9 protein-coding genes are annotated in these 13,224 nt (G+C 70.6%); 4 read left to right on the top strand and 5 right to left on the bottom strand.

Annotated features, from left to right (window positions below):
• The first annotated feature begins 36 nt into the window (after positions 1-36).
• Positions 37-1,440 (top strand): lytic transglycosylase domain-containing protein, encoded by a 1,404-nt coding sequence (locus ABZ154_RS12885; RefSeq protein ID WP_356831842.1) that lies wholly within the window; start codon positions 37-39, stop codon positions 1,438-1,440.
• A gap of 425 nt (positions 1,441-1,865) precedes the next feature.
• On the opposite strand, the gene ABZ154_RS12880 is transcribed toward ABZ154_RS12885, so the two are convergent.
• From ABZ154_RS12880 to ABZ154_RS12870, 3 genes are all read right to left on the bottom strand, one after another.
• The gene (locus ABZ154_RS12880; protein WP_356831840.1) at positions 1,866-2,285 is read right to left on the bottom strand and encodes an ATP-binding protein; all 420 of its coding nucleotides are present in this window, start codon (positions 2,283-2,285) and stop codon (positions 1,866-1,868) included.
• A gap of 454 nt (positions 2,286-2,739) precedes the next feature.
• Positions 2,740-3,705 (bottom strand): polyphosphate kinase 2, encoded by a 966-nt coding sequence (ppk2, locus tag ABZ154_RS12875; RefSeq protein ID WP_356831838.1) that lies wholly within the window; start codon positions 3,703-3,705, stop codon positions 2,740-2,742.
• Between the two features lie 101 nt (positions 3,706-3,806).
• Positions 3,807-4,868, bottom strand: a complete 1,062-nt coding sequence (locus tag ABZ154_RS12870; protein WP_356831836.1) for an ATP-dependent DNA ligase — start codon at positions 4,866-4,868, stop codon at positions 3,807-3,809.
• A 76-nt stretch (positions 4,869-4,944) separates the two neighbouring features.
• Between ABZ154_RS12870 and ligD the strand changes: the two genes are divergently transcribed.
• Positions 4,945-5,970, top strand: a complete 1,026-nt coding sequence (ligD, locus tag ABZ154_RS12865) for a non-homologous end-joining DNA ligase (protein WP_356831834.1) — start codon at positions 4,945-4,947, stop codon at positions 5,968-5,970.
• Positions 5,967-7,142 (top strand): ABC transporter permease, encoded by a 1,176-nt coding sequence (locus ABZ154_RS12860; protein ID WP_356831832.1) that lies wholly within the window; start codon positions 5,967-5,969, stop codon positions 7,140-7,142. Before ligD ends, ABZ154_RS12860 begins: the two co-directional genes overlap by 4 nt.
• A gap of 16 nt (positions 7,143-7,158) precedes the next feature.
• On the opposite strand, the gene ABZ154_RS12855 is transcribed toward ABZ154_RS12860, so the two are convergent.
• Complete coding sequence (locus ABZ154_RS12855) at positions 7,159-9,399, bottom strand: family 16 glycoside hydrolase (protein WP_356831830.1); 2,241 nt, start codon at positions 9,397-9,399, stop codon at positions 7,159-7,161.
• Positions 9,396-11,900 (bottom strand): ThuA domain-containing protein, encoded by a 2,505-nt coding sequence (locus ABZ154_RS12850; protein ID WP_356831828.1) that lies wholly within the window; start codon positions 11,898-11,900, stop codon positions 9,396-9,398. The genes ABZ154_RS12855 and ABZ154_RS12850 overlap by 4 nt, the downstream gene beginning before the upstream one ends.
• Positions 11,901-12,197: 297 nt before the next feature.
• Here ABZ154_RS12850 and ABZ154_RS12845 point away from each other — a divergent pair, with 297 nt between their 5' ends.
• Positions 12,198-13,217, top strand: coding sequence for a multicopper oxidase domain-containing protein (locus ABZ154_RS12845; protein ID WP_356831826.1), 1,020 nt, complete (start codon positions 12,198-12,200; stop codon positions 13,215-13,217).
• Positions 13,218-13,224 lie beyond the last annotated feature (7 nt).

Genomic DNA, 13,224 nt, shown 5'->3' with positions numbered 1-13,224 from the left:
CCGCAGGCCCGGGCAGCCGGGGAGAGGGGACCAGCTATGAGGTTCAAGGGCACCGTGCGCCGTCAGCTCACCGGCACGGTCACGGCGGTCGCCGCGATGGCGGCACTCACCGCGTCCCAGGCGCCCGGCTTCACGGACGCGGACGCGGCGGCGGCGTCGCGCGAGGAGCGGACCGCCTCGGGCCCGGACGACGTGGTGTGGCGCGAGGTGGAGGGCGACGACTCGTACCACACCGAGCTGCCGCCGCTTCGGAGCCCGCGGCCGCCCGCGCCGCTCAAGCCGCCCCAGGCCGGGACGGAACCGCCGCTTCCGCTGTTCGCCCGGGCCCGGTCCGAGGCCGGCATCCCGGCGACCGTGCTCGCCGCGTACCGGAACGCCGAGAGGTCCTTACGCCGCAGCGACCCGGGCTGCCGGCTGCCGTGGCAACTGCTCGCGGCGATCGGCAAGGTGGAGTCCGGGCAGGCCGCGGGTGGCCGGGTCGACGCGCGCGGGACGACGCTCACCCCGATCCTGGGGCCCGCCCTCGACGGGGTGGGCTTCGCGCTGATCCGGGACACCGACAACGGGGTGCACGACGGCGACCGCACCTACGACCGGGCCGTCGGGCCGATGCAGTTCATCCCCTCCACCTGGGCGAACTGGGCCATGGACGGCAACGGCGACCGCCGCAAGGACCCGAACAACATCTATGACGCCGCCCTCGCCGCCGGGCACTACCTCTGCGCCGGAGGCCGTGATCTGGGCGTCCGCGCCGACCTGGACCGGGCGATCCTCAGCTACAACCGGTCCGACGTCTATCTGCGTACGGTGCTGTCCTGGCTGGAGTTCTACCGGAAGGGCACCCACTCGGTGGCCGACGGCCAAGGAGCCCTCCCGATCAGCCCCGGACCGGGTGGGCCCGACCGGCCCAAGGCGCCGGTCGGCCCCGGCACTCCGGGCGGGCCGGGCAAGGGAGGCGGCGGCATCGTCATCGGCCCCCAGCCCACGCGCCCGCCGGGCCCCACGCCCACGCCGGCCCCCACGAAGCCCGGTTCGCCGAGCCCCAGCCCCTCCGAACCCGACTCTCCGACGCCGGGCCCGACCGACCCCGGTCCGACCGACCCGGGTCCGACCGACCCGGGCCCGACCGATCCGGGTCCGACCGATCCGGGCCCGACCGATCCGGGCCCGACCGATCCGGGCCCGACCGACCCCGGCCCGACCGACCCGGGCCCCAGTCCCGGTCCCTCCGGCCCCGCAGACCCCGGCCCGACCCCGACCCCCGCCCCGACAGGGCCCACCACCGACCCGAGCCCCGGCGCCGGAACCACCGACCCGGGCTGCCCGGCAGGTGCCCCCATCCCGCCGGGGTCCGCGTCCGCCGGCGCGAGCCCGGCCGGAGAGGACGGGAAGGGCGGCGAGGGCGAGCCGTGCGCAGCGGCCGGCGGGGCCGGAGTCTGAGCCGATGGCGCGACCTCGGGAAGAGTGGCGTGATCATCCTGGGGGACAGAGCCCCCGCTCGGTGTCCGAGGCCGGGATTGGCCCGCTGTTTCGAGCGCCGCACCCACGAAGGAGCAGTTCGAACCGGCCTCCAGGGCGGGCCACCGCATGCGGTGTCCGTCGTCGACCGGGCGGGTCGACGGGGGGACGAGACTGCTCCCCGACGGCCCACCGGGACACGGCAGCCCGGCGCGTCTGCGTGCACGTCGAGGACGCGCCGCCCTTCCTGGACCGGATCATGCGGATCGCGTGAATCCAGCACCTCTTGGCCCGCCAGGAGGACCGTCGGTCCGCCGGAGACGCCGGCGAAGAGGCGCGGTCCATCGAGCAGCGCCCGTTGCCCTCTCCCCAAGCCGCCGTCACCGGGCCGAGGGGCCGGGGGCTTGTCAGGCCAGGGACACCACGGCGACGATGCGTTTGCCGCCCTCATGGGGCGTGACGGACAGGTGCCTGGTGAGCCGGTGGACCAGCGACCAGCCGTAACCGCCCTCGCCGACCGACCCGGGGGGCGGCTCCTGAAGGACGGGATGCCGGGGGTCCGCGTCGTCGACGACGAGGCGGAGCCCGCGCTCGGTGATCCGGGCCGAGAAGCCGGTGAGGCCCCCGCCGTGCCGCAGTGCGTTGGTCACGAGCTCCGAGGTCACCAGCAGCGCGTCCGCTACGACCACGCTCGAGAGAATCTCGTCCGACAACCCGCTGAATTCCTCCGCCAGCAGCTGTGTCACGACATCACGCGCCTCGCCCGCGGTCCGCGGCATTCCCGCGGACGCGCCGTCCGCGTGACGTACGGGAGGAGTGCTGTACACGCCCGTACCTCCTTCCGTGCCGTCGGTGTTTTCTGCTCCCGGTCGAAACCACCGCATTCCCCCAGTCGACGCGTCCACACATGACGCAACTCCTCCGGGTCACGGCCCGGGCGGGAGGGGCGCAGATGGCGGTGAAGAAGATTTGCCTGGCGGCTGCTTCCGTTTCTCCGGGAGCGACCGCGCTCGTCGGATGCGGCGGGGAGAGGGCGGCGGAAAAGCATTTGCGGAAAGAGCGCGCACACGATCGGCGGATGCGAAATGTGCGACCAGCAGGCGCTGATCGCATCGCTCGACAGCGACGAGTCGGAGAGCGAGGGAATGAAGGAGGTCGACACGACCGAGATCGGCGGTCATTCCGTCGTGGCGATCGTGTGACGGTTCGGTCGGTCACCGGAATTGCGCCCCACAGCCGAATACGGAGGTGTGGGGCGGAATTCCGCGGCCAGGCCCGCGGTCAGGTCTGCTCAGGATGGTCGCCCGGACCGTGGGCCCGGGCGGCCAGCGGCGTGGGGGAGAGGTCCGAGCGCTCCTCGCCCGGTTCCAGCAGCGTGTCCGCGGGACCGACGATCAGCGGATCCGGGGGACCGACAACCTCCTCGTCCTTGCTTTCGTAGTCCAACCGCCAGAGCAGGCTGCGCATCGCCTCCAGGCGGCCGCGCTTCTTGTCGTTGTTCTTCACCACGGTCCACGGGGCGTGTTCGGTGTCCGTGGACCGGAACATGTCGACCTTCGCCGCGGTGTAGTCGTCCCAGAGGTCGAGCGAGGCCAGGTCCGTCGGCGACAGCTTCCACTGGCGCACCGGATCGACCTGCCGGATCGCGAACCGGGTCCGCTGTTCGTTGCGGGAGACCGAGAACCAGAACTTCACCAGCAGGACGCCGTCGTCGACGAGCATCCGCTCGAACTGCGGCGCCTGCCTCAGGAAGTGCGCGTGCTGCTCCGGTGTGCAGAACCCCATCACCGGCTCCACGCCGGCCCGGTTGTACCAGGAACGATCGAAGAAGACGATCTCGCCGGCGGTCGGCAGGTGGGCCACGTACCGCTGGAAGTACCACTGCCCGGCCTCGCGTTCGCTCGGCTTCTCCAGGGCGACCACGCGCGCCCCGCGCGGGTTGAGCCGTTCCGTGAACCGCTGGATGGTCCCGCCCTTGCCCGCCGCGTCGCGGCCCTCGCAGAGGACCACCAGCCGCTGTCCGCTCGCCCGGACCCAGCGCTGGAGCTTCAGCAGCTCGATCTGGAGGATGCGTTTCTCCTGCTCGTACTCCCTGCGCCGCATCCGCCGCTCGTACGGGTAGTTCTCCCGCCAGGTCTCCAGCGGGCGGCCCTGCTGGTCGAGCAGCACCGGCTGTTCGGGCCGCCGTCCGTCGACGGTCAGCCCTTTCAGCAGCTCCGCCGGGTCGTCCTGCGGACCGTCGCTCATCGTGGTGTCCCCGTTCTCCTCGACACGTATCCTGCCCGCAGCCTGGTGCCCCCGTCATGGCCACTCATGTATCGGGGGCCCGGCGGTCGTCGGGCACCGGGTCAGCCGCCCGCCAGCACCTCGGCCAGATCGTAGGAGACGACCTCCTCCAGCTGCGCGTAGGTGCAGCCGGCCGGGGCCCGGTCCGGGCGCCACCGCCGGAACTGCGTCGTATGGCGGAACCGGTCGCCCTCCATGTGGTCGTACGCCACCTCGCACACCCGCTCCGGGCGCAGCGGCACCCAGGACTGGTCCTTCTTTCCTGACCAGCGGTTCTGCGTCCCCGGCAGCCGGGAGGCCTCGTGCGCCGCCGCCTCCGCCCACGCCCCCCACGGGTGGTCGGCGAACTCTGTGCGCAGCGGGGCGAGCTCCTGGGCGAGCTCGGCGCGCCGCTTCATCGGGAAGGCCGCGCAGACGCCGACGTGCTGGAGCACGCCCTCGGCGTCGTACAGGCCGAGCAGGAGCGAGCCGACGACCGGGCCGCTCTTGTGCTCGCGGTACCCCGCCACCACGACGTCGGCGGTCCGCTCGTGCTTGATCTTGTACATCACCCGGGTGTCGGGCCGGTACGGCAGATCCAGCGGCTTGGCCACGATCCCGTCGAGCCCCGCGCCCTCGTACCGCTCGAACCACTCCTGGGCGATCTCCACATCCGTGGTGGAGGGGGCGAGGAGCACGGGCGCGAAGGCACCGGAGAGGGCGGCCGTCAGCACCGCCCGCCGGTCCACCTGTGGCGTGTTCAGAAGTGAGGTGTCGTCGACCGCCAGGATGTCGAAGGCGATCAGGCTCGCCGGGGTCGTCTCGGCGAGCATCCGCACCCGGGAGTCCGCCGGGTGGATGCGCTCGCTGAGCCGCTCGAAGTCGAGCCGTCCCTCGTGGGCGATGACGAGCTCCCCGTCGACGACGCAGCGCGGGGGCAGGTTCTCCCGTACGGCGTCGACCATCTCGGGGAAGTAGCGGGTCAGCGACTTGCCGGTGCGGCTGCCGATCTCCACCTCGTCGCCGTCCCGGTAGACGATCGCCCGGAAGCCGTCCCACTTCGCCTCGTAACTCATGCCCGGCGGGATCTTGGACACCGACTTGGCGAGCATCGGCTTCACGGGCGGCATCACCGGCAGGTCCATGGCCCGATTCTGGACCGGCACCTGGCCCATGTCTCCCGATGTGCGGCATATGTGCGACCCGCCTACGGTGGCCGTCATGGGAGCAGCGGTGGAGCTGGACGCGGGCGGACGAGCGGTGAGGCTGTCCAACCCGGACAAGGTGTACTTCCCGGAGAAGGGCTACACGAAGAGGGACGTGGCCGAGTACTTCCTGGCCGTGGGCCCCGGGATCACCCGCGCCCTGAACCACCGGCCCACCACGCTCCAGCGCTTCGTGGACGGGGTGCAGGGCGACTTCTTCTACCAGAAGCGTGCCCCGAAGAACCTTCCCGAGTGGATTCCCACCGCCCGGATCGCCTTCCCCAGCGGCCGCCCCGCCGACGAGCTCTGCCCCACGGAGCTCGCCGCCGTGATCTGGGCCGCCAATCTCGGCACCCTCACCTTCCACCCCTGGCCGGTCCGGGCCGGGGACACCGACCACCCGGACGAGCTGCGCATCGACCTGGACCCGCAGCCGGGCACCGACTACGCCGACGCGGTCACCGCCGCCCATGAGCTGCGTTCCGTCCTGGAGGACCACGGCGTACGCGGCTGGCCGAAGACCTCCGGTGGGCGCGGGATGCACGTTTTCGTCCCCATCGAGCCCGCCTGGACCTTCACCGAGGTCCGGCGCGCCGCCATCGCCGCCGGGCGGGAGCTGGAGCGCCGGATGCCGGAACGGGTGACGACAGCCTGGTGGAAGGAGGAGCGCGGCGAGCGGATCTTCGTCGACTTCAACCAGACCGCCCGCGACCGCACGATCGCCTCCGCCTACTCCGTACGCCCCTTCCCGCACGCCCCGGTCTCCGCACCGCTGCGCTGGGAGGAGATCGACGACGCCGAACCGCGCGACTTCGACATCGTCACGCTCCCGGTCCGGTACGCCGAAGTCGGTGACGTCCACGCCGACATGGACCAGGAGGCGTTCCGGCTCGACGGGCTGCTGGAGCTGGCCGACCGGGACGAGACGGAGCGCGGGCTCGGGGACATGCCGTACCCGCCGGAGTACCCGAAGATGCCCGGCGAACCGAAGCGGGTGCAGCCCAGCCGCGCCCGGCACGACGACGACGGCGAGACGGCATGAGCGGGAGCAGCGAAAAGGACAGGGGCTTCGAAGAGGGTGGGAGCAGCGACAAGGAGAGGGGCCTCCAAGAGGGTGGGAGCAACGGAGAGGGCAGGGACAGCGAGACGGGCGGGAGCAGCCGGAGGCACGGCGCCCATGGCCGGCCGCTCACCCTCCGCGAGCGCTGGGAGGCGTACAAGAACAGCCCGTTCCTCCCCGCGACCGTCCTCGTCCTCATCGTCGCCGCCGCGGCCGGCCTCTTCGCCGGCTCCTACACCTACGCGATGGCCAACCCCACCCCTCACCGCATCCCCGCGGCCCTGGTCACCCAGCCGGAGGTGGAGCGCGGCGAGGTGTTCGTCAGCGGGATGGAGAAGGCGCTCGACGCCTCGCTCGAACTGCGCGAGTATCCGGACGTCGCCGACGCCCGCCGCGCCCTGGACGAGCAGAAGGTCTTCGCGATCGTGCGCGCGTCCGACCGAGGCGTGGTGCTCGACGTGGCAGGGGCGTCGGGGGCGTCCGTGGCCGAGCTGCTCGGCAAGGCGGGTCTTGAGGTGGGCGACGCCACCGGGGTCGAGGTCACGGTCCGGGACGTCAAGCCGCTGCAGAAGGGCGACCCGCGAGGGCTCGCCCTGTTCTACATCTCGCTGGCCGCCGTCATCATGGGCTTCCTCGGCGCGATCCAGCTCAGCGTCCACGCCCACGGCCTCAACCCGGCCGAGCGCATCGCGTTCACCGCCGCGTACGCCCTGCTCGGCGGGTTCGCCATCGCCGCGGCCGTGGACTGGTGGCTCGGGGCGGTCGACCTGCCGTTCACGCAGTCGTGGCTGATCCTGGCGTTCACGATGTTCACCTCGGGCATGGTCTTCACCATGTTCAACACCCTGATGGGCCGCTGGGCGATGATCCCGACCTGGGGGGTCATGGTGCTGCTCGGCAACCCGTCGTCCGGCGGTGCGGTCTCCTGGCCGCTGCTGCCCTCCGCCCTCGGCCACATCGGCCGCTGGCTGCCCCCGGGCGCCTCCGTCAACGCCCAGCACACCGCCGTCTACTACCAGGGCCACCAGTTCCTCTTCCCGTACCTGGTCCTGGCCGCCTGGGCGCTGGTCTCCAGCACGGTCTTCTGGGTGTGGCGGCACCGGCACCCGGGCGGCCGCGCCCGCACGCCGGAGCATGCGGCCGCGGCCACCTGAGGGGCGGAACCTACGCCTACAGCTCCTTGATCCGGATGTCGCGGTACGAGATGACGTCCGTGACCCCGTGCACCTGGAGCCCGATGTAGCCGGAGGCGAACCGCCGGCCGTCGGTGCCCGGGTCGTCGCCGCGCGGCGGCTCGAACAGCTGGCCGCCGGTGTTGTCGAACTCGTTTATCAGGACACCGTTGCGGTAGATCTCGTAGTGCTGGTCCACCACCTTGATCTCGTAGTCGTTCCAGGTGCCCTTGGGTGTGACCCCGGCGCCACCGAGACCCACCCGGTCGAATCCGTACACCGAGCCGGTCTTGTACATGTCGCCGTCGGGCCGGTCGTTGACCTGGATCTCATGCCCGTACTTGATGGCGACCCACTCCGGACGCGACTCCTCCGGGTGGTCGTGGACCTTCGGGAAGCGGACGAAGACCCCGCCGTTGGCGTTGCCCGGGCCCGGGGCGTCGTCCCGCCACTGGAGCTTCAGTGAGAAGTCACCGTACGCACGGGCCGGGAACCAGAGCATGCCCATGCCGTCCACCGTGGTGGAGCTGGTGATCGAGCCCTCCTCCTCGTTCAGCCCGAACGCGCCACCGCCCACGTGCTGCCACTTGGAGAGCGAGGCCGCCGTGCCGTCGAAGAGCTTGGTGTACCCCTCCAACTGGCCCGGGTTTCCGATGCCCGACTGCTTGGCGGCCTGGTTGATCGCCTTGCGCTCGCGCTGGTCGATGACGCCGTCGGCCTTCAGCCTGTCGAGGACAGCGGTCACGTGCTTGAGGAACAGCGCGTGGGAGGGCCAGTCCTTCTCGTCCTCGATCAGCTCGTTGATCGTGCAGCGGTTACGGGTGATCCGGTTCGGGACGCCCGTGTCGACCGTGCCGACGAAGACGGTGTGCCGCTCGTCGAACTCCGCGCAGTTCGGCGCCGGGACCCCGCCGCCCTGCGCGACGGTGAACGACACCCTCTTCGCCTCGGAGGTGTTGCCCGCCTTGTCCGTGGCCCGGTGCGCGACCGTGTGGTGGCCGACGCGGTCGACGATCACGGGGGTGGTGTACGCGAGGTAGGGGCCGCCGTCCAGCGAGTACTCCACCTTGTCCACGCCCGAGTCGTCGTCGGTCGCGGTGACGGTGGCCTTGGCGCTGGTGATGAACGCGCCGTCGGAGTTCTTGCTCCCCTCCAGCTTCACCGAGGTCTCCGGAGCCGTCTTGTCCTGCGACGGCGGCTCGACGACGGTGAACTCGACGGTCTTCTCGTCCGCCACGTTCCCCGATCGGTCGGTGGCCCGGTAGCGGACGGTGTGCTCGCCCACCTCGTGGACCATCACCGGTGCGGTGTACGGCTTCCACTCGCCGTCCGCGCCGATCGCGTACTCGATGGTGTTGACGCCGGACCCGGTGTCGGACGCGGTCACGGTGACCGTGGCCATGCTCAAGTACGCTCCGGCGGCGTCCTGTTCACCCGAGACGGTCGCCGAGGTCTCCGGTGGGGTCTGGTCGTCCGTCGGCGGCGCGGCGACCACGAAGTCGACGGACTTCTCCGCCGCCGCGTTGCCCGCCTTGTCGGTGGCCCGGTAGCGGACCGTGTGGTCGCCGACCTCGTTCACCACGACGGCCGCGGTGTAGGGCTGCCACTCGCCATCCGGCCCCAGCGCGTACTCCACGGTGTCGACGCCGGAGCCCTCGTCGGTCGCCGCGACGGTGACCGTGGCCTGGCCGATGTACGCGCCGTCGCCGTTCTGGTCGCCGTCCACCTTTGCCGAGGTCGCGGGGGCCTCGGTGTCCTCCTCGCCGCCGCCCTCGGTGACGGTCAGGATGCCCTGCATCTGGCCGTGGCCGGGGATCGTGCAGTGGTAGAAGTACCGGCCGGGCGTCAGCGTGACCTCCACGCTGTGCTTGCCGCCCTCCGCGTCACCGGGGTTGGCCAGGATGTTCAGCTGGACGTCGTTGTTGAACTCCGGGTCCGACACGCCGAACGTCAGCGTGTGCGGCATGCTCGTGGTGTTGCCGGTGGCCGTGCTGTTCTCGAAGACGATGGTCGCCTTGCCGGCCACCGCCGTCGCCGGCGCGGTCAGATAGCGGTCGATCGGGTCGCCCGCGGTCCAGGTCAGCACCTGGTCGGCGGCCTTCGCCCCGGGGGCGTCGCCGCCCTTGCCGTACGCGGCCGTCGAGGTGAGCCCGAGGACCATGAGCAGGGAGGCCAGCAGGGCCACCCAGAAGCTGGGCGGCCGATGCCGCCGCCGGGCGAGGTACGTGGGGTGTCTCACCGCGCTGCCGCCTTTCCCACCAGATTCTTGACGGCCGGAGTTGCCCCGCCGCCCTTGTAGGTCACGCGCCACAGCGCGGACTTGGAGTCGGAGGTGAAGAAGCCGCGCCCGTAGTCAAGGACGTACAGCGAACCGTCCGGGGCGAACTTCCAGTCCATGAGGTTGCGGATGCCGTCCGCGCCGACCGGGATGATCTTCTTCACCGACTCGGCGTGCGTGGGCAGTCCGCCCTTCCCGACCGTCTTCGGATCGGTGATCACCGCGTGGCGCGGCTGGGTGTCGTCGTAGAAGTCACCGACGAACCACTTGCCGTCCCAGTACGCCGGCCACTTGGCGGCGGAGTCGCTCTGCGCGTCGTAGCGGTAGACCGGGCCGTTCATGGTCGCCTGGCCGCCGCCCTTGAGCCAGGGCAGTAGCTCCTTCTGCTCCTCGGCCCGGTAGCTGGGGACGCCGTTGGCGTCACGCGGGTAGTCGACCCCGCCGCCCTGCGGCGAGTACCAGATGGTGTTCGGCGTCACCGGCGGCAGCTTGACCAGGCCGTCGTTGTTCGGCGACTCGTTCTTCGGGGCGTTGCAGTCGTACCACCCCAGCGGCTTGCCCGGGTCGGGCAGATTGCGGTCGCGGTAGGGCTGGTTGTTGCCCATGCAGTAGGGCCAGCCGTGGTTGCCCGCCTTGGTGATCGCGGCGAACGTGTCGTACTTCGCCGGGCCCCACGTGGTGGAGGCCGAGCCCGCGTCGGGGCCGACCCAGCCGGCGTACAGCGTGTCGGTCGAGGTGTCGATGGAGATCCGGGCAGGGTTGCGCACGCCCATCACATAGATCTCGCCCCGGGTCTTCCCGCCGCCCTCGTCCGGCTCCTTGCCGGTGAACAGGTTGCCGGAGGGGAGGGTGTAGGTACCGTCGTCCTCGGGGTGGATCCGCAGGATCTTCCCGTTGAGGTTGTTGGTGTTGCCCGAGGTGCGCCGGGCGTCGGCGAAGGAGACGCCCTTGAAGTTGGGCTCGGGGTTGTTGCCGGAGTATCCGCCGCTGAAACCGGAGGAGTTGTTGTCGCCGGTCGCGATGTACAGGTTGCCCTTCGAGTCCCACGCCAAGCCGCCGCCCGCGTGGCAGCAGCTGTGGATCTGCACCGGCCAGCCGAGCAGCACCTTCTCCGAGGCGAGGTCCAGCTTGTCCGTCGACGGATCGAAGGTGAAGCGGGAGACCTGACGGACCGCCATGCGCTTGTCGCGGTCGATCTTCGCGTGCGGGGTGTAGTGCAGATAGACCCAGCCGTTGGAGGTGAAGTCCGGGTCCAGCTCGATGCCGAGGAGCCCCTCCTCGACCTTCACCAGCTCGTCGCCGCCGCCCTTGTTGCCGAAGACGTCCAGGGCACCGGCGAGGGTGACCTCTTCGGTCTTCGGGTCGTAGACGTGGATCTCGCCCTTGCCCTTGCCGATGTCCGGGTTGTTCCAGTCGGTGACGACCGGGACGGAGCTGTCGGCGCCGCCGCGCCCGATGTAGAAGACCCGTCCGTCCGGGGCGGTCACCAGGCCGTGTGGTTCGCCGATCTGGTCGTTCCGGCCGGGCTGGTTGGGCTGGGTGAGGCGCTCGGCCGTGTAGTTGGAGGTGATGGTCGCCTTGCAGTCGGCCTGCGAGGTCCGGTTCGTCCAGGCCAGGGCGCCGCGCAGATGGTCGCGGAAGTCGGTCTCGGCGAAGCTGTCCGCCGTACCGCCCATCGCCGTGTAGAAGGAGCGCCCGCCGTCGTAGTCGCGGCACCAGGAGACCGGGTGGTCCCAGCCGTTGGCGCTCGCACCCGGCTTGTACGTCAGCTCCCGCACCCGCGCCACGGTGTGCACGTCACCGGACGGGTTCTTCGCCCAGTTCAGCCACTTGTCGGGGCGCTTCCACTCCAGCGGCAGGTTCCTGGTGGCCGGGTGGACCCGGTCGCCGATCTCCACGGTGGCCCGCTGCACGGTGGTCGGGCTGCCCGCCGCCGGGCGGGCGCCGACCAGGCCGGTGAACCAGTCGGAGTACGGCTCGGTGCGCGCCGCGTCATGGACGCCGAGGAAGCCGCCGCCCGCCTCCATGTACGCCTCGAGGCCCGCCTCCTGCTCCGGGTCGAGCACGTCGCCGCCGCCGGTCAGGAAGACGACCGCGTGGAAGGAGCCGAGCCGCTTGCCGTTGGTGAAGACGCCCGGGTCGGCGGTGGCCACGGTGGTGAACCGCCCGGCCTCCGGGCCGCTCTGCCCGATCTTCTCGATCGCCTCTATCCCGGCGTCCGCGTACGGCGCCTCGTCGCCCGCCGACGCGTGGAAGACCAGCACCTTCACCTGGTTCACGGCGCCCGGCGGAGACGGCAGGGACAACGTTGTCGCCATCTTCTCGACCAGGTCCCGGCCCGGCGACGGGCCCGCGTTGGCCGGGCCGCCGCTGCCCAGCATGGACACGGTCAGTGCGCCGGCCGCCACGACCGCCGCGAGGCCGCGTCGTGATCTGGACCGGTGATGTGATGTGCGCTGCATGTGGTCACTCACCCCTTGGTGGTCACTGCACCTCTCGGTGACTTGTCGGTCGCTCACTCTTGTTCGGTACCTCTGTGTTGCCGGCCCTCGGTGCTGTCTTTCTCCTCCGTGTCGACTGCGACAGCGCACGAAGCTAGACCTCTTTTCGTGACCCGCCAATAGCTATGGCAGCAATAGCACGAACTTTGTCCTGGGTGTGGATAAACGACCCGTCCCCGGCTACGGTGTGGGCCGTTCCGGGGAGCATCGAGCCCCGTCCGCCTCCGCCAGTCTCTGTATCGCAGTGGGGAGTTCGACATGGACCGAAGGACCTTCAGCCGGCGGATGCTGGTCGGCGGCGCGGCCGCCGCGGCGACTGGCGTGACATCGTTGTCGCTGGGGGCGGTGGAGGCAAGCTCGGCGGAGAACCCGCCACGCACGGCCCCGTCCGGGGGAGTGGTGCGCCGACTGAAGATGTACGCCGAGAAGCTGCCGAACGGTCAGCTCGGCTACGGCTTCGAGAAGGGCAAGGCCTCGATCCCCGGCCCCCTCATCGAGCTCAACGAGGGCGACACGGTCCACATCGAGTTCGAAAACCTCACCGACGTCGACGCCAGCCTCCATGTCCACGGTGTGGACTACGACATCGCCAACGACGGTACCCGGATGAACAAGAGCCACGTCGAGCCCGGCGGCACCCGTACGTACACCTGGCGTACCCACGCCCCGGGCCACCGCAAGGACGGCACGTACGAGCCGGGCAGTGCGGGCTACTGGCACTACCACGACCACGTCGTCGGCACGGACCACGGCACCGGCGGCGTCCGCAAGGGGCTCTACGGGCCGGTCATCGTGCGCCGCAAGGGCGACATCCTGCCCGACAGGACGTTCACGATCGTCTTCAACGACATGACGATCAACAACAAGGCCGAGCACAACAGCACCAACTTCGACGCCACGGTGGGCGATCGGCTCGAAGTCGTGATGATCACGCACGGCGAGTACTACCACACCTTCCACATCCACGGTCACCGCTGGGCGGACAACCGGACCGGGATGCTGACCGGCCCAGACGACCCCAGCCGGGTCATCGACAACAAGATCTGCGGACCCGCCGACTCCTTCGGCCTCCAATTCATCGCGGGCGAACGCGTGGGGGCGGGCGCCTGGATGTACCACTGCCACGTGCAGAGCCACTCCGACATGGGGATGGCCGGGCTGCTGCTGATCAAGAAGCCGGACGGCACGATCCCGGGCTACGAACCCCACCACGTGGCAGGCGGGGCCGAGAAGAAGGAGGCCGCCGAGGACAAGAGCGCGGCCGAACACCAGCACTGAGCACACG

Source organism: Streptomyces sp. NPDC006261, assembly GCF_040613515.1.
Lineage (GTDB): Bacteria > Actinomycetota > Actinomycetes > Streptomycetales > Streptomycetaceae > Streptomyces.
This window is presented reverse-complemented; position numbering and strand designations above follow the sequence as displayed.

Bases quoted from the DNA above. Each gene is read 5' to 3' on its own strand.
- ABZ154_RS12885 (WP_356831842.1), top strand. From the start codon at position 37: ATGAGGTTCAAGGGCACCGTGCGCCGTCAGCTCACCGGCACGGTCACG.
- ppk2 (WP_356831838.1), bottom strand. From the start codon at position 3,705: ATGAGCGACGGTCCGCAGGACGACCCGGCGGAGCTGCTGAAAGGGCTG.
- ABZ154_RS12870 (WP_356831836.1), bottom strand. From the start codon at position 4,868: ATGGACCTGCCGGTGATGCCGCCCGTGAAGCCGATGCTCGCCAAGTCG.
- ligD (WP_356831834.1), top strand. From the start codon at position 4,945: ATGGGAGCAGCGGTGGAGCTGGACGCGGGCGGACGAGCGGTGAGGCTG.
- ABZ154_RS12860 (WP_356831832.1), top strand. From the start codon at position 5,967: ATGAGCGGGAGCAGCGAAAAGGACAGGGGCTTCGAAGAGGGTGGGAGC.
- ABZ154_RS12850 (WP_356831828.1), bottom strand. From the start codon at position 11,900: ATGCAGCGCACATCACATCACCGGTCCAGATCACGACGCGGCCTCGCG.
- ABZ154_RS12845 (WP_356831826.1), top strand. From the start codon at position 12,198: ATGGACCGAAGGACCTTCAGCCGGCGGATGCTGGTCGGCGGCGCGGCC.